We start from the raw sequence: 20,268 nt of genomic DNA, 5'->3' as shown, positions 1-20,268 counted from the left end.
TTTTTATATAAGCAAATTATTTAATAATTGTTTTACCTGTCATTTCTTTCGGTTGTTCCACATTTAAAAGTGTAAGCATTGTTGGAGCGATATCTCCTAAGATACCATCTTCACGTAATTCTACGTCGTTCTTAGTAACGATGAAAGGAACCGGGTTAGTTGTATGAGCTGTCATTGGCTCTCCTTCAGAAGTTAATTCTTCATCCGCATTACCATGGTCAGCAGTAATAAGTGCTACACCATCTTTTGCAAGAATCGCTTCTACAACTTTTCCTAAACATTCGTCAGTTGCTTCTACTGCTTTAATTGTTGGTTCCATCATCCCAGAATGGCCAACCATATCACAGTTCGCAAAGTTAAGAATGATAACATCATGTTTATCATTTTCGATTTCATTTACTAAAGCGTCCGTTACTTCGTAAATGCTCATTTCAGGTTTCAAGTCATACGTTGCAACCTTTGGTGAGTTAATTAAGATACGCTCTTCTCCTGGGAATTCAGCCTCACGACCACCGCTAAAGAAGAATGTAACGTGCGGATACTTTTCAGTTTCCGCGATGCGAAGTTGCTTTAATCCCGCTTGCGCAACAACTTCACCTAAAGTGTTATCAAGGTTCATTGGCTTGAATGCCACGTAACCATCTACAGTTTCACTGAAGTGTGTCATACATACGAATTCTGGAATGTGAGGTACTTTTTCACCACGATCGAACTCACGGAAGTCTTCGTTTGTAAATACACGAGCAATTTGAATTGCACGGTCTGGACGGAAGTTATAGAAGATAACTGCATCATCATCATTGATTGTTGCAACTGGCGTGTTATCTTCGTTAACAATTACAGACGGCAATACGAATTCATCATAGATACCGTTCGCATAAGAGTCTTCTACACACTCTTCTGCTGATTTATAAGTAGGGCCTTCACCATTCACCATAGCACGGTAACATTTTTCTACGCGATCCCAACGCTTGTCACGGTCCATGGAGTAATAACGACCAGAGATAGTCGCGAATTGTCCTACTCCTGTTTCTTTAATTACTTCATTTGTTGCATCGATATAGCTTTGTGCTGTTTTTGGTCCAACATCGCGGCCATCTAAGAATGCATGAATGTATACTTTCTCAACGCCTTCTTTAGCTGCTAAGCGAAGAAGAGCAAACATGTGATTCATGTGACTGTGCACACCACCGTCAGAAAGTAAACCGAATAAATGAAGTGCAGTACCTTTTTCTTTTACGCTTTTAATTGCACTTTGGAACGTTTCGTTCTTATCGAACTCACCTTCACGAATTGCAACGTTAACGCGTGTTAAGCTTTGATATACAATGCGGCCAGCACCGATATTTAAGTGACCAACCTCAGAGTTACCCATTTGACCTTCTGGAAGACCTACTGCCTCGCCACAAGCTGTAAGCGTTGTGTGAGGGAATTTGTTCCAGTAGCCATCAAAATTAGGTTTCTTAGCTTGTGCTACAGCATTCCCGTAAGTTTCTTCACGAAGTCCGAAACCGTCAAGAATGATTAAAGCTGTTGGCTTTCTCATTTTACCGCCCCCAGAAGACCTAAGAACGAAGCTGGCTCTAAGCTAGCACCGCCAACTAAAGCGCCGTCGATGTCAGATTGTGCCATATACTCTTTAATGTTTTCTGGTTTTACGCTACCGCCGTATTGGATACGAACAGCTTCTGCAGCTTCTGGAGAAACAGCTTCTGCAACAACTTTACGGATGTGCGCACATACTTCGTTTGCATCTGCAGAAGAAGAAGATTTACCTGTACCGATAGCCCAGATTGGCTCATAAGCGATAACAGTTGCTTTAACTTGCTCTTCTGTTAAACCTGCAAGTGCTTTTGTCACTTGACCTGCTACTAGATCAAATGTTTTTCCGCTTTCGCGCTCTTCTAAAGTCTCACCACAACATACGATTGGTGTTAAACCATGTTCAAATGCTGCGATAGTCTTTTTGTTTACTGACTCATCTGTTTCAGCAAACATTTCACGACGCTCAGAGTGGCCAAGTACTACATAGCCAACTTTTAAGTCGCTAAGTGCTACTGGGCTAATTTCGCCAGTGAATGCACCATTTTTTTCGAAGTGCATGTTTTGTGCACCTACTTGTAAGTCAGTTCCTTCAGTTGCTGCTACAAGGCGCTCTAAGAATAGAGCTGGAGAGCAAACTACTGCATCAACAGCTGAAGCTGCTGGGATTTGACCTTTAACTTCCTCTACGAAGCTAACTGCTTCTGATAGAGTTTTATTCATTTTCCAGTTACCTGCGATAATTGGTTTACGCATGCTTTGCACCGTCCTTTTTCTTTGGCTGCTACTTATTTGTCGTTAAGACAAACTACACCTGGAAGCTCTTTACCTTCCATGAATTCTAATGACGCACCGCCGCCAGTAGAAATGTGGCTCATTTTATCAGCCATACCGAATTTTTCAACAGCTGCTGCAGAGTCACCACCGCCGATAACAGAGTATGTATCTTCTGCATCTGCTAATGCTTGTCCTACTGCTTTTGTACCTTCTGCGAATGGAGTCATTTCGAATACACCCATTGGTCCATTCCATACAACAAGCTTAGAATTTTTAATTACATCTGCATAAATTTCACGTGTTTTAGGACCGATGTCCACGCCTTCCCAGTTAGAAGGGATAGAGTCGATACCAACGATTTTAGTTGTTGCAGTTTCAGAGAATTCCTCAGTGATTACAACATCAACTGGCATGTAGAAGTTTACGCCTTTTTCTTTTGCAAGTTGCATAAATTCTTTAGCTAGTTCGATCTTGTCGTCTTCACATAGAGATAGACCAATTTCATGACCTAAAGCTTTAACGAATGTGTAAGCAAGTCCACCACCGATGATTAAGTTATCTACTTTGTCTAATAGATGACGAATTACACCGATTTTATCTTTTACTTTCGCACCACCGATAATAGCTGTAAATGGACGTTCTGGGTTAGAAAGTGCTTTACCAAGTACATCTAACTCTTTTTCCATTAATAGACCAGATACTGCTGGTAGGTAGTCTGCGATACCTGCTGTAGAAGCGTGAGCACGGTGAGCTGCACCAAATGCATCGTTTACGAAGATGTCAGCAAGTGCTGCAAATTCTTTCGCAAGTTCTGCATCGTTCTTTTCTTCGCCCGCATAGAAACGTACGTTTTCAAGAACTAATACGTCGCCTTCGTTCATTGCTGCAACCATTTCTTGTGCAACTGGTCCGAATGCTTCGTCCGCTTTTTTAACGTCTTTACCAAGAAGCTCGCCTAAACGTGCTGCTACTGGAGTTAAACGCATTTCTTCTACTACTTGACCTTTTGGACGGCCTAAGTGACTTGCTAAAATAACTTTCGCACCTTGCTCTACTAAATATTGAATTGTAGGAAGAGCTGCACGGATACGAGTTTCATCTGTAATTTTGCCTTCTTTCATAGGTACGTTGAAATCAACGCGGCAAAATACACGCTTACCTTTTAAATCTACGTCACGAATTGATTTTTTGTTCATTGGATTTCCCTCCGACTACTAGTTAGGATTGACAAAACCCACTCAAAAGCTTAACACATTTGCTTTTAAAACGAAAGAAGAGAGAGAGGGAACAAACCCTCTCCCTCGTTTTGTCATTGATAACTTATATAATTAAGAATTAAAGACCTTTTGAAGTCATGTAAGCTGCTAGGTCTACTACGCGGTTAGAGTAACCAGTTTCGTTATCGTACCAAGAAAGTACTTTAACCATGTTACCTTCCATTACCATTGTAGATAATGCATCGATTGTAGAAGAAGCTGTACATCCGTTATAGTCGATAGATACTAATGGCTCTTCGCTGTATCCAAGGATACCTTTTAATTCGCCTTCAGCTGCTGCTTTGAATGCTGCATTTACTTCTTCAACTGTTACTTCTTTGTCAAGTTCAACAACTAGGTCAACTAGAGAAACGTTAGCAGTTGGAACACGTACAGCGCCACCGTTTAATTTACCTTTAAGTTCTGGTAATACTAATGCTACAGCTTTAGCTGCACCAGTAGATGTTGGGATCATGTTTTCAGCTGCTGCACGAGCACGACGTAAATCTTTGTGTGGTAAGTCTAAGATTTGTTGGTCGTTAGTGTAAGAGTGAATTGTTGTCATCATTCCGCGTTTTACGCCGAATTTTTCGTTTAATACTTTAGCGAATGGAGCTAGACAGTTTGTAGTACAAGAAGCGTTAGATACTACGTTGTGGTTAGCTGCATCGTATTGTTCGTGGTTAACACCCATAACTACAGTGATATCTTCGTCAGAAGCTGGAGCTGAGATGATAACTTTCTTAACTGATCCACCTAAGTGTTTCTCAGCATCTGATTTTTTAGTGAAACGGCCAGTAGATTCTACTACTACTTCTACTCCGTAGTCGCTCCATGGTAATTGAGCTGGGTCACGCTCAGCGATAACTTTAATTTCTTTACCGTTAACAACGATGCTGTTTTCGTTAGCAGATACTTCTGCATTTAAAGTTCCGTGAACTGTGTCATATTTTAAAAGGTGAGCTAATGTTTTAGCATCTGTTAAGTCGTTGATTGCTACTACTTCTACCTCAGAGTTGTTAAGAGCTGCGCGGAATACGTTACGTCCGATACGTCCAAATCCATTAATACCAATTTTAGTCATTTGAATTTCCTCCTTGGGGGATTATATTAAAGGGTAAAACCCTTTGTTAACTGTTTTGCTGCACCTTCATCTGTAATTAGAATTGAAGTGTGCCCTTGTTTAATTACAGCCTGTATTGCTTTTGCCTTTGAAGAACCTCCAGCGACTGCAACAACGTGAGATACATTTTGTAAATCCTCTAGTTGCATACCAACTGTTCGTACTTTATGAACAACATTTCCTTCTTCATTAAAGTAGTAACCGAAAGCTTCGCCAACTGCTTCGCTTGCCTGAATCTTTAACCAATCTGCTTCTGAAGTACTTCTGCGACGTGCCATTGTTAACGCATCACCTATTCCATGAATGACGATATTGGAAGATCGAATCAACTCAAGAACTTCTTTCACGGAAGGCTCTGTCACAATAGACGCATATGCTTCGCTGCTAACATGATCTGGAACATACAATAAGCGATAATTACTCATCGTATTTTGCGCCATCTTGGCACAAATGGTATTGGCTTCTAACTCGACGCCTTCTCCAATTCCACCACGTGCTGGGACAAATAGCATATGTAAATCTTTGCAATCAAGTTGCATCATGTCCGCAGCAGCAGCTAGCGTAGTTCCTCCAGCCACAGCAACGATATTATTCGCTGTCAGACGGTCTTTTATACAAGTCACACAAGCACGGCCCATCTCCAGTTTGACCCAAGGTGATTCATCACTATCACCAGGGACAACGAAAACTTCATCCAAGTCTAATGTTTCCTTAAGTTGCTTTTCTAAAACCTTTAACCCGGAAATTTCTTTCATAAAGTCTTCCAAAGCAAGAACTAAAGCTGTTCCTTCTTCTGTCAAAGTCATTCCAGAAGAAGCGACGTGAACTAAGTTTTGTTCTTTCAAAACTTGAACTTCACTTCGCAATACTCGTTCTGTCATACCGAGACTTGCTGATAAGTTTCTTCTTCCAATCGGCTGCATGAGCCTAATGTATTGAAGAATTTGCATTCTCGTTTGCATAACAGGTAGCAGATCAGGTAATAATTTTTTTGTATTCTGAATCCATGAGCGCATATCTTTTCTCCTCACTACATCGGTTCATTTTCCCTTGTGGTCACTTTACGTCCCGTAGTGACATTTTGTGTCCCACATAGGTTAAAAAAATAATCCCTGCTACGTGTATTATTGTAACAGGAGATAGAAACTTATTCAACTCTTAACTGCATTCTTTATATAGTTTATTATGACACCTTTGTGAATGTTACCATATTCTACTTGTTTTCCGTCCATTTCTACAACCGGAATCATTAAGTGATATTTTTCTAAAAGGTCATTATCTTCATATATATCTATTTCCTCGATTTGAAAAGAATATTCACATTGTACTTCCTGTAAAACTTGTTTTGCCTTCACGCAAAGGCCACAATCTTTTTTAGTATACAGTACAACTTTCATCTTCTTCACCTATCCGATCGTTTTTCGTAATGACGAAGCTGGGATATGCATTTGTTCTCTATACTTCGCCACTGTTCTTCGAGAAATAACAATTTCATGCTCTTCTTCTAATAATTTTGAAATCTTTTGATCTGAAAGTGGCTTTTTCTTATCCTCTGCCCCAATTAGCGTTTGAATAAATTGTTTTACACGTTTTGTAGAAACTGCTTCATCTTCAGTCGTCGAAACGGCATTGCTAAAGAACGATTTCATCTCAAATAAACCGTGTGGTGTTTGAACATATTTATTTCGCGTCGCACGACTAATTGTCGATTCATGCACACTTAACTCTTCCGCTACCTCTTTTAAAGCGAGAGGTCTTAAATACTCTGGACCTTTCCAGAAGAAATCATGTTGTTTTTCCATAATAATAGTCATTACTTGCAGCAGCGTCTGTTTTCTCTGCTTCAAACTGCGCATAATCCACTGCACATGCTGATACTTTTCTGATACGTAAGATGCTACTTCACTTTCACTATTATTAAGAAGCGCACTATATTCAGAATGAATTTCAATTCTCGGCATATTTCTCTCATTCATTTGTAAAACGAGGCGATCGCCATCTTTTTTCACCGCCATATCAGGCACAATATAAAGTGGTTTATCTGAAGAAAACGCAAGACCTGGTTTTGGTTGTAATGACGTTATACAATTTACCGCACTCTGTAATTCCTCATTACTACATTTCAACACTTGAACGAGCTTTCGCCAATCTTTCTTCACAAAATAAGCGAAATGATCTTCTACAACCTCTTCTGCTAATCCATTCCGTCTTTGTAAGCGCTTCAATTGCAAGGTTAAACATTCCTGAATATTACGCGCCCCTACCCCTGCTGGTTCCAGTGATTGGACAAGCTCTACAGAGCGGTCGACTACATGAATATGCGCAGAAAGGAGCTCTGCTAACTCTTCATTCGTTTCTTGTAAATATCCATTTCCATCCATGTTCATAATAATGAAAGAAGCTACTTTTCGCTCTTCTTCATCTATTTTATAATACTGTATTTGATTTAATAAATGTTGCTGAATCGTTGTAGAATCCACACTGTAGATCTCCATCTGATTCTCGACTTGTTTGCTGGTACTTTTACTGTTGTTAGAGCTCTTTTTCTTCTCCCTCTCAAAACCACCTAACTCAATAAGGGGATTCTCTAACGATTGCTCATACAAAAACTCCGATAATTCTTGTACATTATACTGGAGCATTGTAATCGCTTGCCTTAACTCTTGTGTCATTGCCAAACGTAAGCTTTGTTCTTGTAAAAGACTTGCCTTCAAACTAATCTCCCCCTTGTTTCTATTGTACAATAAGTTTGGTAAAAGGAGAATCCTCACGCAGACACCCATTCCAAAATATTATTAATTTATATGTATTAATGAGATTTACAACTTACAACCGAAATTTGAATAATATTGAAAGAAAATAATAATATTTATTTTTAACACTAAGTACTAATAGTAAATATTAATACAAGATATTAAAATGAGCAATAAAAAAAAGAGAAGATCCCATCTTCTCTTCCACTAATCAACTATTTTTCAAAAGTTGAAATAACTTCAAGCTCTTACCGCTTCGCAAAATACCCTTTGGATATACTTTCGCAGCAAATAAAGAAATCAGGCTAATACTACTTAACAGAACCAATATAGACGCTGCAATTTCCATACCACTCACAGACCCATTAATAATCCTAACTATCATACTAATTGGAGCTGTAAACGGTACATATGATGTCACTCTTGATACTAGCCCTTCAGGGTTATCAAGTACTACTAATAACTCCACCACTAAGCTCCCCATCAATATAAGAGTAATTGGCATCGTTGTTCCAGATAATTCTTCTGGCCTGCTTACCATAGAACCAAACACTGCGAAAAGTGCCGCATAAACGAAGTAACCGAGAACAAAATATAACAAGAAATATGCAGCGTGCTCACCTGTAATCATATTTACATCAATATTCACTCCAAAAAACGAATCCGATACTTTAAAAATTCCAGATTTAATATATAGCGCCATACTAAAGAAGAAGATAAATAACTGTGTCAAACTAGCAAGACCGACTCCTAAAATTTTCCCGAAAACCATATGGACAGGAGATACTTTTGTGACCATCACTTCCATAACACGTGAGGCTTTCTCTGATGCAACTGCTGTCGCGATAGCATTTCCATATGAAGTGATTGCTAAGTACATAATCGCTACTAATAAATATACTAGTAAAAATGAACTTGTTTCTTCATTATTTAAGTTTTGTTTTGTCGCTTGCACGTTCATCGTCAGTGATTTCACAGCCTCTTCTGATAACTGCTGCTTAACTACCGCACTTTGAAAATACTGATTTTGTACAAATACCTGTGCACTTTGAATCAACTTAGGATTATCTAGCTTCATAAAGTAATCTAATACTGGTTCAGCACCCGCACCCTCTTTTAATATAAAGAGCGCTTCGACTTTCTTATCTAACAATTCTTGCTTATATTGATTTAATTTTGTTTTATCTCCCAAAGACCAATCCCATTCTGGAAGAGCTTTACTAAGATTAGATTGATCCACCGTAACATTAGGTACTTCAGAAATAAATACAACCTTTGCTTTTTCTTTCTCTCCAGAAAACTTTTGTACTAAAGTTGGAAAAGAGAATAAGAATATCCCTCCTCCTATTAATAGCAATGTCATCCCAATAAATATTTTCGTTCTCACACGGTCCCAGTACGTTTGCCCTAAAACAATCCAGAAATTCCTCATTACTTATGCACCCGCCTTTTCAACAAAGATTTGATGTAAAGAAGGTTCTTTAATAGAAACATCTCGGATATATTGTTTAGTTTTAATATCTTCAAGCAGCGAAAATGCATCCTCTCCATCATTAACTTTAATCATGAACGTACGATTAACTTTTTCAAAATTGAAATTCTTCTCCTTAAGAATAGGTTCAATATCCCCTTCCGTTTGCAACGTCATATATTTATATTGATAACTTTTCTTAATATCTGACAAGGCACCCGATAATACAAGTTGACCGTTTTTCATAATACAAATTTCCTCACAGAACGTTTCTACACTGTCCATTTGATGACTACAAAAAATAATCGTTTTTCTTTGCGCAATTAACTCGAGCACAACATTTTTTAACATCTCTGCATTTACAGGATCCAATCCACTAAATGGTTCATCTAGTATGATGAATTCCGGATTATGCAATATCGCTGAAATCAATTGGATTTTTTGTTGATTTCCCTTTGACAATTCCTCTGTTTTCTTCTTTAAATGTGGTGTCATTTCTAATTTTTCTAGCCATTGTAACGCATGCCTTTTTGCAAGATTAGCTGGCATTCCTTCTAACTTGCCGAAATACACCAATTGCTCCACTACATTCATTTTCGGGTATAATCCACGCTCTTCTGGTAAATAGCCAATAGATAGGTCTTTCTTTGAAAAAGGGCGATTATTCCATAGAATTTGGCCGCTATCCGGTTTGATTAAATCTAAGATCATACGAATCGTTGTCGTCTTACCAGCACCATTTCGGCCCAGCATCCCTAAAATTCCACCTTCTTCTACACGTATATTTAAATCATTAACGGCTTTATATTCACCAAATGTTTTATTTAATCCTTGAATTTCAAATGCCATCCATAACAGCTCCTTTTAGCTTTTTACGAAATAAATAACCGCCATTCCTAATACAATCCCGCCTACCATCAACAAAAACTTTTTCATAACTATTTCCTCCTTCATTGACTTGTTAAGTTGTATCTTTATCATAGACTTCTTTCTGATGCTATTGCCCGCAATCCGTACTGTATTTACCGTAAAAAAAGCGAACCACTCTTATGTGGTTCACCGCAATTTCAACAGATGAAGTTGATTGTATGAAAACTTCTTAAATGTTATTATAAAAATATTCAGAAATTAAATGATGTACCTACAAAGAGAGGTGTCCAAACCGTTGCAGATACAACGTAACTTCGTTTTCATTTCATGTGTAACTATCCTGTATTTTTGTTTACAAGGCTATATCTTATATAAAATAAACCAACCATATAGCGGCGTTCTTATTTCTAAAACAGACTCAGCTACATACACAATAGCAAAAATTAATTCCTCCGGTTGGGCTTTTCATACAGACTTAAAAGAAGGAGATATAATCTATTCAATTAATAAAGAGAAACCTCATTTAGGAATACTTCCTGGATATCAAAACCAATCACTAACTGCATCTGAAATACAAGTTAAAAAAGACGATATCACTCAAACTTATAAAGGAACAGAACATTTCATTGATTATCGTGACAAAATCATTTCTGTATACTTCCCCTTCCTACTCGCTTTTATTTGTTTAGGGTTATCTATTTTTCTTTATACCAAGAAGCCTTTGAACCGAGAAACATTCTTTTTGATCACGTTTCTATTCATGACTTCCTCAAGTCTTCTAATTGCAGTTGAATCTGGTAAAGGTGATTTTATCGCCCTCATTATTTTAAGTATTGTATTTCAAGGTACACCTATGTCTCTCATTTTATTATTGAATGAATTATTCAAGAAAAAACAACTATACGTCATTTCTATGAGATTTCTAAAAATCGACATTGCAATTGGCATCATTTTACTATCACTCTCTATTTTAATGATGTTCATTCCATTTCCCGTAGTTAATACCGATGGATTAGAACTAATTTACCTTTCAATAAATATTATCTTTTGCATATACTTTTTAATCCGTGCCTATATCAAATATCACAATACAGTACATAAACCATTTTTAAAATTAATGCTCACGATCCATTCCATTGCCTTCTTTCCGTTCGTTACACTCTATGCTCTTCCAGATGCAATATTCAGTACACCGATTCTCTCAGCAGATATTGGAGCTATGTTCCTAATCGCTCTTCCAATCGGTTATTTTTATTTAGTAGCGACTAAGCAGATTTTTGATATAGATTTTGTATTTGATCGTTTACGATATTACGCATTTCTGTCACTAATCCCAACTCTATTAATTGCAATCATTACGAGCTGGAGCATTTATGACAAAGACAATTTTCTCTCTCGACTGCTGCAAAGTTTTATTATTATTTTCCCGTTAAACATTCTATTTCTCATATTAAAAGAAAGATTAGATTTTACATTCCGTAATCACCTCTTTCGGACTAAAACAAACTTATACGTAAACATTGAACAGTTTACCGCACAGCTATCATCTATTATGAAAACAGAAGAGTTAGAGAAAAAATTCACTAATGAAATCGTTTCGATGTTGAAACCTTCTTTTGTTCAATTTGTTCAATATGATATGAAAGACAACACATATACACAATGCAACGGGTATGGACAAACGAAAGATTTCACACTTTCTAAAAAGAAAAAATGGAGTATGGCAGCATTACTAATTAATGATTTATTAGAGGATGATGGATGCATCGGCATTTACTTATACTCTACTAACCATATAAAACACTACATCTGGATTGGAAGAAAAGTGAATAATATTAAATATAATACGCATGAAAAATCATGGTTCATCACTGTCACGACATACGTCCGTCTTATTTACGAAAACTTGTATACCATTAATGAAATTATTCATTCTCTAGAGCAGGAGAGTTTAGAATCCAAAACAAATTCTGCAAGCTTATCACGCCTACTCTTTCAAATTTCTGAACAAGAAAGGCGCCGACTCGCTTCAGATTTACACGACTCTGCATTACAAGATCAAATCGTATGGTACCGCAAACTAGACTCTTTACTAAAAAACAAATCCGTTCCACTAGAATTAAAAAATGAACTAAAAAAAATCCACTTCGGTATGCACGATGTAATACAACAAATTCGCGACACATGTAATGAATTGCGTCCATCACTTTTATCAGATGCTGGTTTAATTGGTGCATTAAGAGAATTGCTAGCCCAAACACAATTACGTGTGCAGTTTCAAATTCAATTTGATCATGAATCAATTCAAGAACATCATTACGATTTTGACAAAATTTTATCTTTATATCGTATCATTCAAGAACTACTAACAAACGCAGATAAACATTCCGAGGCAACCATCGTATCGATTTTTTTATGGGAAGAGAATAACTGTATTTTCCTAGACTACCGAGACAACGGCAAAGGCTTTAATATAGACACTCCCCACTCTCCTAAGCAGCATATGGGGCTTTCCGGTATAAAAGGAAGGCTTCAATCAATTGGTGGAGAAATACATATAGTATCCGAAGCTAAAAAAGGACTTCAAATAAACATTACAGTTCCGAGGTGGTAAATAATGATTCGAGTATTAATTGTAGATGATCATCAAATTGTAGGCGAAGGAACAAAGAGCATGATTGAATTAGAAGAAGATATGCAAGCAGAATATATTTTAAATGAACAGGAAGCACTTATAAAAAGTGATGCTACACCTTTTGACGTATACCTCTTGGACATGAATATGCCCAATTGTAGTGGTATTGAACTCGCCCAGAAAATATTACATATTCAAACAGATGCAAAAATCATTTTATATACAGGTTTTGAATACGTATCCCAATTCAATTTATTAATAAACTCTGGTATCAGCGGAATTATTAGTAAATCAGCTTCTCAGCAAGAGCTATTAATGGCAATTCGTGCAGCTGTAAACGGATATACTTTACTTCCTATTTCGTTATTACGTCAACTACGTACAGACGATATAACGACTCAACAACTTGAAAATAAAACCGCTCTTCTTACACAAAAAGAATTAGAAATCTTAGAATCCGTCTCTAAAGGAAGTAGCAATAAACAAATTGCTGATGAACTGTACATGAGTTCAAGAGCTGTAGAATACAACCTAACAAAAATCTTCAAAAAATTAAAAGTAGGATCACGCTCCGAAGCTTTAACAGAAGCAATGAGACAAGGCATTTTGAAAGTACACATATAAAATGAGACTTCCATCAGTTTGTTTTGTTTAACCCTCAAATAATGAGATAAATAAAAAAGTCCTAACCTACAAAACGTAAGTTAGGACTTTTTGACGCGCCCAGAGGGATTCGAACCCCCGGCAGACGTGGTACCGGAAACCACCGCTCTATCCGACTGAGCTATGGGCGCATGATTATAGAAAACACTTCATTTTCTTCTCATAATAATAGCAATAAAATCCATCTAAATCAATAAAAATATCCCCATAATACCTTATACACCTTAGCTAAAAGCATATAAAATCTATTCCACCCCTAAATTTTCCAATCATAAATTCACCCCAACTCACAAATTATAATCTTTGAATTGATATTCCAAAGGGGGCTTCATTCAATGACTGTAATTACAAAATTAAAGCAGACTGTTTCTGGATTAAAAAGTGCCCAAGCTAGCTTAGAGGGATTCGCTCTTGATACGGATAACCAACAAGCTAAGCAACTTTTCCAAACAGCTGCGCAGCAAACACAAACGATTATCGATTCTTTAAACCCACGTGTTGAAGAAGTCCAACAAGAAGAACCACAATACTCACAGCAATAACGAATCAGATTTGCTGTGAAATAGAAAAAGGATGATATGCAGTCATCCTTTTTCTATCACATTACATATTGCAATAGAAATGGAATGATAATTATGCGAAAACTCGGCCTCATAACCGCATTATTTGCACTTCTATTTAGCTCTTTTACCGGATGTGATAATAGTCCTTTAGATAAAAAAGTGAAAGAAGAAGCAAAACGAACGGAGAAAGAAAAAGGTCCAAAGTTAACAAAGACGAGTACGGAATCCTTTAATCAATCTATATCACAAGGAGCGAAGAAAAGAGCTCTCGCTATGGATGAAATTATAAAAAGCACAGCAGTGAATTCAAATTTAGATCTCTACATAGCAGTTACACCGGAGCATCACGAAAGGTTTGGATTAAAACCTCTTCGTAAAAAGCTTCAAAAGCAGCTAAGTGATGAGCATCCTACTTTCGATGTTCGTGTCAGTACAGATAAAAAAATCTTTATGTTACTCGAAAAACTCGAAAGAAAAATTAAGGAAAAAGAAGTATCTAAAGATGAAATTAATAAACAATTAAAATTCATTGGTAAAAAAATGGAGTCTAACACTTAACGCTTTTTAAAAGAAAAGGAAGGATTGCAATGTCTAGTAAAGATAAAAACTTAACCCCTGTACAACAGGAGTATAAAAAATTCGAACAAGAACGCGAACCGAAACGACCTGTCTTAAAAAATTGTATAAAAGCCTTTTTCGTCGGTGGTTTTATTTGCTTCATCGGACAACTCATTTCTACTTTTTACATCACATATTTTGATTTCACTGAACGCTCAGCAGGCAATCCAACAGTCGCAACTCTCATTTTCATCTCCATGTTACTAACTGGATTTGGTATATACGATCGTTTTGGACAGTTTGCCGGTGCTGGTACAGCTGTACCTGTTACTGGATTTGGTAACTCTGTTATTGCCGCATGTATTGAGCATCGAACGGAAGGATTTGTCCTTGGCGTTGGCGGCAATATGTTTAAACTAGCTGGTTCTGTTATTTTATTTGGTGTATTTTCCGCTTTCGTCATCGCACTTATTAAAACTATTCTCGTTCAATGGGGAGGGCTATAAATGTTACAAGGACATCGAACGTGGGTATTTGAAAACAAACCAGTCATTATCTCAACAGGGGTTGTCGGTGGACCATTTGAAGCAAAGGGGAACATCCCAGAAGACTTCGATATCCTTCATGAAGATTTATGGCTCGGACAAGATTCCTATGAAAAAGCACATAAGATTTTATTCGAAGAAGCTTGTAGTCGCGCTACTGAAAAAGCAGAACTTCGTAAAGATGATATTCAATTCGTACTCGCAGGAGATTTAATTAATCAAATTACTCCAACAAGCTTTGCTTGCCGCACACTGGGCACTCCTTATCTCGGATTATTCGGGGCTTGCTCTACTTCTATGGAAGGTTTAGCACTTGGAGCAAGTATCGTAAATGCAAAAGGTGCAAAATATTTATTAACTGGAGCTTCAAGCCATAATACTGCTGTAGAAAAACAATTCCGCTATCCTACCGAATACGGTGGACAAAAGCCGCCTACTGCACAGTGGACAGTAACCGGAGCAGGAGCCGCTATTTTAAGCGATACTGGCCATGGTCCAAGAGTAACATCTGCAACGATTGGGCGAGTTGTTGATATGGGATTAACGGATCCGTTTAATATGGGAGGCGCAATGGCTCCAGCTGCAGTTGATACAATTGAAGCCCATTTACGTGAACGCCAAATTGATGCCTCTTACTACGATTTAATCGTAACAGGTGATCTCGGACATGTAGGACGCGAAATTGCTTATGACTTACTACATAAACACGGAACGAAAGTAACGAGCGAACAATTTCAAGATTGCGGAATTATCATTTATAGAGAAGGACAACCTGTCATAGCTGGTGCTAGTGGGCCTGGATGTTCCGCAACAGTCGTGTACGGTCATTTATTAAACCGAATGAAAAGAGGAGAGTTCAAAAAAATACTTGTCGTTGCGACAGGCGCTTTACTATCTCCACTTACATTCCAACAAGAAGAAACGATTCCGTGTATCGCTCATGCCGTTTCGATTGAATTTGGAGGTGCAACGCAATGATTTTTTTCTGGGCTTTCGTCATTGGCGGACTCATATGTGTAATCGGCCAACTTATGTTTGATGTCGGCAAACTAACACCCGCTCATACAATGGCAACACTCGTTGTTGCTGGAGCTATATTAGATGGATTTAATTTGTATGAGCCATTAATTGATTTCGCTGGAGCCGGGGCAACTGTACCTATTACAAGCTTTGGTAATGCCCTCGTTCATGGCGCAATGGAAGAAGCTGCAAAACATGGCATCGTTGGCGTTATTACCGGCATGTTTAAAGTAACGAGCGCCGGTGTATCAGCAGCTATTATTTTCGGCTTCATTGGAGCATTACTATTCAAACCGAAAGGATAAGAGGTATTTATATGACTGTTATCGCTAGCGTAAAAACTTGCCTTGCTAGTGTAAGGGGCGCCCAAGCAAGTTTAAGCTCCCTTTCATTAAATTCACAAGACGAAGAATCAAAACGCGTATTTCATGAATGTATGTTAGAAATGGACAGCGTCATCGCTGATTTAAAGGATAGAATTTCAGTATTAGAACGTGAAGAACCTCAATATAAAGGGTTTTAAGTAGACTGGAGGAAACGGACTATGTCTCACCTGCCGGAATGGACACTTGTCATTCTTCGCTCTGTATTCATATTAATTATTTTATTCGCTATTACGAAATGGTTAGGGAAAAGACAAATCTCTCAGCTTTCCTTTTTTGAATACATAGCCGGAATGACGATTGGTGACATCGCTGCCCAAGTATCTACAGGGCTCGATTCAAAATTTTTTCACGGCGTCTTTGCGATACTCATTTTCGCTGTGGTACCTTTTTTAACAGGAATCCTCTCTTTAAAGAACAAAACAGCTCGGGACTTCTTTGAAGGGAAATCTACCGTATTAATAAAAGACGGAAAGATACTCGAAGATAACTTGAAGAAAGAAAAATATACGAGTGACGAATTACTGGAACTTCTCCGTGGAAAAAGTGCGTTCAGCGTAGCTGAAGTCGAATTTGCTGTCTTAGAACCAAGCGGAGAATTAAATGTATTATTAAAGAAAGATTCCCAGCCACTTACAGCAAAAGACATCGGTTTAAAAGTACCAAACGAGAAAGAACCACAAACTGTTATTATGGATGGAAATGTACTAGATGAACCTCTTTCAGCAAGCGGACATAACCGCGCTTGGCTACATTCAGAATTAGAAAAACTCGGTGTTGTTATTGAAAATGTCTTCCTCGGTCAAGTGGATTCATACGGACAACTTACTATCGACATTTACAATGACAAACTCCAGATGCCTTCTCCTCAAAACAAACCTTTATTATTAGCATCTTTAAAAAAATGTCATGCTGATCTTGAACTATTTTCCTTAGAAACAAAGTCGAAATCAGCAAGCGAAATGTATAGTAAAAACGCGAAACAAATCGAAAAGATTTTAAATAAAGTAACCTATCTTTTAAAAGACTAATTATCGAAAGAACGCTTCAGTTAAAAGGCGTTCTTTTCTTTTTTCTCCAGTTTTCATAACGTTTAAATTTATGTAATTCGGTTATGATGTTGAAGATACATAAGCAGGGAATTTCGAAAACATAGCGAATATTTCATGGTACAACTACATATTTTTTTGATTTAAAGTGGTTTCGTTTGACCTTTATTGACCATAATTGTATTATAAGACTAAGAAAGCTTTATAAGGAGGAAATAACAGATGAATTTAATTCCTACAGTAATTGAACAAACAAATCGTGGAGAACGCGCTTACGATATTTACTCTCGACTATTAAAAGACCGCATCATTATGCTTGGTAGTGCAATTGATGACAACGTAGCTAACTCAATCGTTTCCCAGCTTTTATTCTTGGAATCTCAAGATCCAGAAAAAGATATTCACATCTACATCAACAGCCCTGGTGGTTCTATCACAGCGGGTATGGCAATCTATGATACAATGCAGTTTATTAAACCACAAGTATCAACAATCTGTATCGGTATGGCTGCATCTATGGGTGCATTCTTACTTGCAGCAGGTGAAAAAGGAAAACGTTATGCACTTCCAAACAGTGAAGTAATGATTCACCAACCACTTGGTGGAGCACAAGGTCAAGCGACTGAAATCGAAATCGCTGCAAAACGTATCCTATTCTTACGTGAAAAACTAAACCAAATTCTTGCTGACCGCACTGGTCAACCACTTGAAGTACTACAACGCGACACAGACCGCGACAACTTCATGACAGCAGAAAAAGCTTTAGAATACGGTTTAATCGATAAGATCTTTACAAATCGTTAATAACTAAAAGCAGAAGCGGCTCGTTTAGAATCGCAGGGCGATGGAGCACCTGATTCCGAGGCGCTTTTTGCCTCGAATGAAGGGGCGAAGCGACCGGAGATTCTAGCCGCTGGAGCTGGATATAACTAAAAGCGAAAGCGGCTCGTTCAGAATCGCAGGGCGATGGAGTCCCTGATTCCGAGGCGCTTTTTGCCTCGAATGAAGGGGCGAAGCGACCGGAGATTCTAGCCGCTGGAGCTGGATACAACTAAAAGCGAAAGCGGCTCGTTCAGAATCGCAGGGCGATGGAGTCCCTGATTCCGAGGCGCTTTTTGCCTCGAATGAAGGGGCGAAGCGACCGGAGATTCTAGCCGCTGGAGCTAGATACAACTAAAAGCGAAAGCGGCTCGTTCAGAATCGCAGGGCGATGGAGTCCCTGATTCCGAGGCGCTTTTTGCCTCGAATGAAGGGGCGAAGCGACCGGAGATTCTAGCCGCTGGAGCTGGATACAACTAAAAGCAAAAGCGGCTCGTTCAGAATCGCAGGGCGATGGAGTCCCTGATTCCGAGGCGCTTTTTGCCTCGAATGAAGGGGCGAAGCGACCGGAGATTCTAGCCGCTGGAGCTAGATACAACTAAAAGCAAAAGCGGCTCGTTCAGAATCGCAGGGCGATGGAGTCCCTGATTCCGAGGCGCTTTTTGCCTCGAATGAAGGGGCGAAGCGACCGGAGATTCTAGCCGCTGGAGCTAGATACATAAAAAAAGCGCCCTATTACAGGGCGCTTTTTTATTATCATGCACCTCCGTCTGGATACCCACCCTGGTATTTACCTAAATATATCAACGATTTTTCAATTATATCGAACAAAACTTAAATTATATCAACGATTTTTTTAATATATCAACGGTTCGACACAACATATCGATTTACCGACAATCTACGACAAGGACAAACCACCTACATACCCCCTACCCCGAAAACTCCCTTTAAGTAAACTGCAAAAACAAAAAGCTATCGCATATACGCGATAGCTTTTTATTGTACATATGCAGCTAATGCTTCTAAAGCCTCTTCTGCATCTGAACCTTCTGTTGTAATTGTTATCATGCTTCCAGTTCCAATTGCTAAGCTCATAATCCCCATTATGCTCTTTGCATTTACTGTCTTTCCATCTTTCTCGATGAAGATATCTGCATGAAAGCGATTTGCCTCTTGTACAAACAACGCAGCCGGACGTGCTTGTAAACCGTTTTTTAATGAAACCTGAACTCGTTTTTGAACCACAGCTCCATTTCCCCTTTAACCTCTTATTTTTTTACTAACGTTTCCCCCGCGCGTAATTTCTCTGCGATTTCATCGATTTTACGCAAACGATGATTAATACCCGACTTACTAATCTTCCCCCCGGATACCATCTCACCTAACTCTTTCAATGTTACATCTTGATAATCTCTTCGTAATTGTGCAATCTCTTGTAATTTATCCGGCAAAATATCAAGACCAACTGTCTCATCAATATAACGAATATTTTCAATCTGTCTTAGTGCTGCACCAATTGTTTTATTTAAATTAGCTGTTTCGCAGTTCACTAAACGATTTACAGAATTACGCATATCACGTACGATTCGAATATCTTCAAATCTTAAAAGTGCATTATGAGCACCTATAATATTTAAAAACTCTGTAATTTTTTCTGCTTCTTTCAAATACGTAATGTACCCTTTTCTTCTTTCCAACGTCTTACTATTTAAATCAAATCCGTTCATCAGTTCACATATAGCATCATTATGTTCCTTATATAACGAAAAGATTTCTAAATGATAAGATGATGTTTCTGGGTTATTTACTGAACCACCTGCTAAAAATGCGCCACGTAAGTACGATCGTTTACAACATTTCTTCTCAATCAATTCTTGTGATATATTTCGAATAAATGAAAAGTCATCTCGAACGATATGAAGATCAGCTAATATTTCGCGAGACTTCTCAACAAGCCGCACAATATATACATTATTTTTCTTCAAGCGCATTTTTTTACGGACAAGCAATTCTACCGTCACGTCATATCCTTTTTTCAAAAGCGTATAAATCCTTCTTGCAATTGCCGCATTTTCCGTTTGAATATCGATAGATAGACGACGGTTTGAAAAAGAAAGCGACCCGTTCATTCGAAGTAACGCTGATAATTCTGCTTTCTCACAGCATTCCTTCATCTCAAGATTCGTCAACTCTTTCTTTGTTTCTGATGCAAATGACACAGTCAACACCTCCTTATAC

The 20,268-nt window shown here is 38.1% G+C and carries 21 protein-coding genes and 1 tRNA gene; 10 read left to right on the top strand and 12 right to left on the bottom strand.

Features of this window, described 5'->3' with window-relative positions; translation table 11 throughout:
* Positions 1–16: 16 nt before the first annotated feature.
* The 9 genes from gpmI to HMAS_RS22460 form a co-directional block, all read right to left on the bottom strand.
* On the bottom strand, positions 17–1,546 hold the full coding sequence (gene gpmI / locus HMAS_RS22500; protein WP_063219974.1) for a 2,3-bisphosphoglycerate-independent phosphoglycerate mutase: 1,530 nt from the start codon (positions 1,544–1,546) through the stop codon (positions 17–19).
* Positions 1,543–2,298 carry a triose-phosphate isomerase gene (gene tpiA, locus HMAS_RS22495; RefSeq protein WP_001231038.1) on the bottom strand — a complete coding sequence of 252 codons (756 nt, stop codon included), beginning with the start codon at positions 2,296–2,298 and terminating at the stop codon, positions 1,543–1,545. The genes gpmI and tpiA overlap by 4 nt, the downstream gene beginning before the upstream one ends.
* Before the next feature lie 32 nt (positions 2,299–2,330).
* The gene (locus HMAS_RS22490) at positions 2,331–3,515 is read right to left on the bottom strand and encodes a phosphoglycerate kinase (protein ID WP_001036350.1); all 1,185 of its coding nucleotides are present in this window, start codon (positions 3,513–3,515) and stop codon (positions 2,331–2,333) included.
* A 139-nt stretch (positions 3,516–3,654) separates the two neighbouring features.
* On the bottom strand, positions 3,655–4,659 hold the full coding sequence (gene gap, locus HMAS_RS22485; protein ID WP_000161236.1) for a type I glyceraldehyde-3-phosphate dehydrogenase: 1,005 nt from the start codon (positions 4,657–4,659) through the stop codon (positions 3,655–3,657).
* 26 nt (positions 4,660–4,685) lie between these two features.
* Positions 4,686–5,714 (bottom strand): gapA transcriptional regulator CggR, encoded by a 1,029-nt coding sequence (cggR, locus tag HMAS_RS22480; RefSeq protein WP_001258185.1) that lies wholly within the window; start codon positions 5,712–5,714, stop codon positions 4,686–4,688.
* Between the two features lie 135 nt (positions 5,715–5,849).
* Entirely contained in the window at positions 5,850–6,095 is a 246-nt protein-coding gene (locus HMAS_RS22475; RefSeq protein ID WP_000869730.1) for a glutaredoxin family protein, read from the bottom strand.
* A 9-nt stretch (positions 6,096–6,104) separates the two neighbouring features.
* Positions 6,105–7,412 (bottom strand): RNA polymerase factor sigma-54, encoded by a 1,308-nt coding sequence (gene rpoN / locus HMAS_RS22470; protein ID WP_114555877.1) that lies wholly within the window; start codon positions 7,410–7,412, stop codon positions 6,105–6,107.
* A 250-nt stretch (positions 7,413–7,662) separates the two neighbouring features.
* Positions 7,663–8,883, bottom strand: coding sequence for an ABC transporter permease (locus tag HMAS_RS22465; RefSeq protein ID WP_001243610.1), 1,221 nt, complete (start codon positions 8,881–8,883; stop codon positions 7,663–7,665).
* 3 nt (positions 8,884–8,886) lie between these two features.
* On the bottom strand, positions 8,887–9,771 hold the full coding sequence (locus tag HMAS_RS22460; protein WP_000863491.1) for an ABC transporter ATP-binding protein: 885 nt from the start codon (positions 9,769–9,771) through the stop codon (positions 8,887–8,889).
* 283 nt (positions 9,772–10,054) lie between these two features.
* Here HMAS_RS22460 and HMAS_RS22455 point away from each other — a divergent pair, with 283 nt between their 5' ends.
* Together HMAS_RS22455 and HMAS_RS22450 are read left to right on the top strand one after the other, a co-directional pair.
* Positions 10,055–12,406 (top strand): sensor histidine kinase, encoded by a 2,352-nt coding sequence (locus tag HMAS_RS22455; RefSeq protein ID WP_414635043.1) that lies wholly within the window; start codon positions 10,055–10,057, stop codon positions 12,404–12,406.
* 3 nt (positions 12,407–12,409) lie between these two features.
* Positions 12,410–13,051: a response regulator gene (locus HMAS_RS22450; RefSeq protein ID WP_000621765.1), complete on the top strand. Its 642-nt coding sequence runs from the start codon at positions 12,410–12,412 to the stop codon at positions 13,049–13,051.
* A gap of 94 nt (positions 13,052–13,145) precedes the next feature.
* Here HMAS_RS22450 and HMAS_RS22445 read toward each other — a convergent pair.
* Positions 13,146–13,221, bottom strand: a tRNA-Arg gene (locus HMAS_RS22445).
* 204 nt (positions 13,222–13,425) lie between these two features.
* On the opposite strand from HMAS_RS22445, the gene HMAS_RS22440 reads away from it, so the two are divergent.
* The 8 genes from HMAS_RS22440 to clpP all read left to right on the top strand — a co-directional run bounded on the left by HMAS_RS22440 (position 13,426) and on the right by clpP (position 18,012).
* A complete protein-coding gene (locus tag HMAS_RS22440; protein WP_000216166.1) occupies positions 13,426–13,632 on the top strand; it encodes a DUF1657 domain-containing protein in 207 nt (68 codons plus the stop codon).
* Positions 13,633–13,725: 93 nt separating this feature from the next.
* Positions 13,726–14,211 (top strand): YhcN/YlaJ family sporulation lipoprotein, encoded by a 486-nt coding sequence (locus tag HMAS_RS22435; protein WP_001228545.1) that lies wholly within the window; start codon positions 13,726–13,728, stop codon positions 14,209–14,211.
* 29 nt (positions 14,212–14,240) lie between these two features.
* Positions 14,241–14,717 (top strand): stage V sporulation protein AC, encoded by a 477-nt coding sequence (gene spoVAC, locus HMAS_RS22430; protein ID WP_000095399.1) that lies wholly within the window; start codon positions 14,241–14,243, stop codon positions 14,715–14,717.
* Positions 14,718–15,734, top strand: coding sequence for a stage V sporulation protein AD (gene spoVAD, locus HMAS_RS22425; protein WP_000938972.1), 1,017 nt, complete (start codon positions 14,718–14,720; stop codon positions 15,732–15,734).
* Complete coding sequence (gene spoVAE / locus HMAS_RS22420) at positions 15,731–16,081, top strand: stage V sporulation protein AE (protein WP_000575919.1); 351 nt, start codon at positions 15,731–15,733, stop codon at positions 16,079–16,081. Before spoVAD ends, spoVAE begins: the two co-directional genes overlap by 4 nt.
* An 11-nt stretch (positions 16,082–16,092) precedes the next feature.
* On the top strand, positions 16,093–16,299 hold the full coding sequence (locus tag HMAS_RS22415) for a DUF1657 domain-containing protein (protein WP_000215909.1): 207 nt from the start codon (positions 16,093–16,095) through the stop codon (positions 16,297–16,299).
* Between the two features lie 21 nt (positions 16,300–16,320).
* Positions 16,321–17,190, top strand: coding sequence for a DUF421 domain-containing protein (locus HMAS_RS22410; RefSeq protein WP_000018924.1), 870 nt, complete (start codon positions 16,321–16,323; stop codon positions 17,188–17,190).
* A gap of 240 nt (positions 17,191–17,430) precedes the next feature.
* Complete coding sequence (gene clpP, locus HMAS_RS22405; RefSeq protein WP_001049162.1) at positions 17,431–18,012, top strand: ATP-dependent Clp endopeptidase proteolytic subunit ClpP; 582 nt, start codon at positions 17,431–17,433, stop codon at positions 18,010–18,012.
* 1,014 nt (positions 18,013–19,026) lie between these two features.
* Here clpP and HMAS_RS22385 read toward each other — a convergent pair.
* Positions 19,027–19,275, bottom strand: coding sequence for an HPr family phosphocarrier protein (locus tag HMAS_RS22385; RefSeq protein WP_000250307.1), 249 nt, complete (start codon positions 19,273–19,275; stop codon positions 19,027–19,029).
* Positions 19,276–19,298: 23 nt separating this feature from the next.
* Entirely contained in the window at positions 19,299–20,249 is a 951-nt protein-coding gene (gene whiA / locus HMAS_RS22380) for a DNA-binding protein WhiA (protein ID WP_000006558.1), read from the bottom strand.
* Positions 20,250–20,268 lie beyond the last annotated feature (19 nt).

The sequence above is a fragment of the Bacillus sp. HMA207 genome (genome assembly GCF_003402455.1).
GTDB classification, from domain to species: domain Bacteria; phylum Bacillota; class Bacilli; order Bacillales; family Bacillaceae_G; genus Bacillus_A; species Bacillus_A cereus.
The sequence above is the reverse complement of the archived record's forward strand: the minus strand, read 5'-3'. Positions and strand labels throughout refer to the sequence as shown.

Bases quoted from the DNA above. Each gene is read 5' to 3' on its own strand.
- gpmI (WP_063219974.1), bottom strand. From the start codon at position 1,546: ATGAGAAAGCCAACAGCTTTAATCATTCTTGACGGTTTCGGACTTCGT.
- HMAS_RS22435 (WP_001228545.1), top strand. From the start codon at position 13,726: ATGCGAAAACTCGGCCTCATAACCGCATTATTTGCACTTCTATTTAGC.
- HMAS_RS22450 (WP_000621765.1), top strand. From the start codon at position 12,410: ATGATTCGAGTATTAATTGTAGATGATCATCAAATTGTAGGCGAAGGA.
- HMAS_RS22415 (WP_000215909.1), top strand. From the start codon at position 16,093: ATGACTGTTATCGCTAGCGTAAAAACTTGCCTTGCTAGTGTAAGGGGC.
- cggR (WP_001258185.1), bottom strand. From the start codon at position 5,714: ATGCGCTCATGGATTCAGAATACAAAAAAATTATTACCTGATCTGCTA.
- HMAS_RS22465 (WP_001243610.1), bottom strand. From the start codon at position 8,883: ATGAGGAATTTCTGGATTGTTTTAGGGCAAACGTACTGGGACCGTGTG.
- HMAS_RS22440 (WP_000216166.1), top strand. From the start codon at position 13,426: ATGACTGTAATTACAAAATTAAAGCAGACTGTTTCTGGATTAAAAAGT.
- HMAS_RS22475 (WP_000869730.1), bottom strand. From the start codon at position 6,095: ATGAAAGTTGTACTGTATACTAAAAAAGATTGTGGCCTTTGCGTGAAG.
- spoVAC (WP_000095399.1), top strand. From the start codon at position 14,241: ATGTCTAGTAAAGATAAAAACTTAACCCCTGTACAACAGGAGTATAAA.
- tpiA (WP_001231038.1), bottom strand. From the start codon at position 2,298: ATGCGTAAACCAATTATCGCAGGTAACTGGAAAATGAATAAAACTCTA.
- HMAS_RS22490 (WP_001036350.1), bottom strand. From the start codon at position 3,515: ATGAACAAAAAATCAATTCGTGACGTAGATTTAAAAGGTAAGCGTGTA.
- clpP (WP_001049162.1), top strand. From the start codon at position 17,431: ATGAATTTAATTCCTACAGTAATTGAACAAACAAATCGTGGAGAACGC.
- spoVAD (WP_000938972.1), top strand. From the start codon at position 14,718: ATGTTACAAGGACATCGAACGTGGGTATTTGAAAACAAACCAGTCATT.
- HMAS_RS22460 (WP_000863491.1), bottom strand. From the start codon at position 9,771: ATGGCATTTGAAATTCAAGGATTAAATAAAACATTTGGTGAATATAAA.
- gap (WP_000161236.1), bottom strand. From the start codon at position 4,659: ATGACTAAAATTGGTATTAATGGATTTGGACGTATCGGACGTAACGTA.
- spoVAE (WP_000575919.1), top strand. From the start codon at position 15,731: ATGATTTTTTTCTGGGCTTTCGTCATTGGCGGACTCATATGTGTAATC.
- HMAS_RS22410 (WP_000018924.1), top strand. From the start codon at position 16,321: ATGTCTCACCTGCCGGAATGGACACTTGTCATTCTTCGCTCTGTATTC.
- HMAS_RS22455 (WP_414635043.1), top strand. From the start codon at position 10,055: ATGATGTACCTACAAAGAGAGGTGTCCAAACCGTTGCAGATACAACGT.